The organism is Anaerobiospirillum succiniciproducens DSM 6400, assembly GCF_000482845.1.
Taxonomy (GTDB): Bacteria; Pseudomonadota; Gammaproteobacteria; order Enterobacterales; family Succinivibrionaceae; genus Anaerobiospirillum; species Anaerobiospirillum succiniciproducens.
The window spans coordinates 1-1,280 of the sequence record NZ_AXWV01000153.1 but is presented as its reverse complement, the minus strand read 5'-3'; the positions used below and the strand labels follow the sequence as shown (position 1 = coordinate 1,280).

Annotated in this window: 1 protein-coding gene; it reads left to right on the top strand. The window is 36.7% G+C overall.

The window, feature by feature from the left end; genetic code table 11:
• Positions 1-359: 359 nt before the first annotated feature.
• Positions 360-1,031 carry a hypothetical protein gene (locus H524_RS16860; RefSeq protein WP_052339093.1) on the top strand — a complete coding sequence of 224 codons (672 nt, stop codon included), beginning with the start codon at positions 360-362 and terminating at the stop codon, positions 1,029-1,031.
• Positions 1,032-1,280 lie beyond the last annotated feature (249 nt).

Sequence of the window (1,280 nt, the reverse complement as noted above, 5' to 3'; positions counted from 1 at the left end):
TTTAGAGGTTGAATCGAATGAATCTCTTCTGGCACGAAAGAATATTTTAGGTAATATCTTTGATGTCTTTGTACGAAATTTAGAAAAATTCAGGTTTGACTCTAGCTAAATATTTTTATCTTATATAAACTTGCAATAGTTACCAAATGTTTGGCTTTCTTTTTAACTAAAACTTTACCAAGTTCATGAACTATGTAACTAGCACACCTATAGAGTATTATAAAACGAGAACCCTGTAAAATAACGATTGCTGGCTTTTAATTGCTATGTCTATTAAGATAAAATAGATAGTTCATATGGCTTTACATGTGAACTATCATGTACTAATATAAACCTTGATTATAAATAGGATTATAACCATGGTGCCAGAGCATGTAAGAGCAGTTAGCAGACCAGTAAACACGGTTGTTGTTGACTCAAAATCCAAAGGTGCTAAGCGTTATCTTGTTAGAGAAAGGTCGGGCTACAAGACTTCAAAAGGGCATTACTCTGGACCTAGGAATGGCAAAGTCATTGGATACATAATCGATGGTGTGTATGTTCCAAGACAAGAGGATAAAAAGCTACTAACACAAAACTCTCGCTCAGTTATGCAGTATGGCGCTCCTGCGTTCGTGGCAAACAAGTGTAAGGATATTCATCAAGACTTGCTCTTATGCTTCGATCCTGAAGATGCTAACCGCATTATGACCATCGCATCATTGAGAGTTATTGAACCAGGGATAGCATGTAATCGTTACCTTTCAAAAAGTCAGGTGTCATTTTTGTCTGTCTTCTATCCTTGCGTAGGACTCACAAAGAATGCGGTATCTGAGTTCATAAAGCATCTTGGCATGTGTACACAAGCTCATAAGAGCTTCTATGGCTACAGACTTGCTCATGTTGCAAAGAACCAGAATATCTTTATTGATGGTGTCCTAAAACAAGAAACTGGCAATAATGATCTATCTAGAGATGCTGCTAAGAGACACCTTAAAGATCATAAAGAAACCTCTGTATCTATACATATAGCCACGATATGCAGGAGGTAATTTGCTCAAAAGCTTACCAAGGCAACATGCTTGACTCTAAAGCGTTCAGAGACTTTATTAAGAGCAACAATGACGCGGGACTATTATAAATATACAGAATAGGACATTAAATAACTGTGCATAGACTGGCACAGTTTTAAAACACTGCCAACTTAACCGTAAGATACGATTATTGATCCATATCATAGTTTTCTATGGCGAAACGGCGGAATGTGGTTAGATCACATTTCTCGTTCACCGATAAAAAAA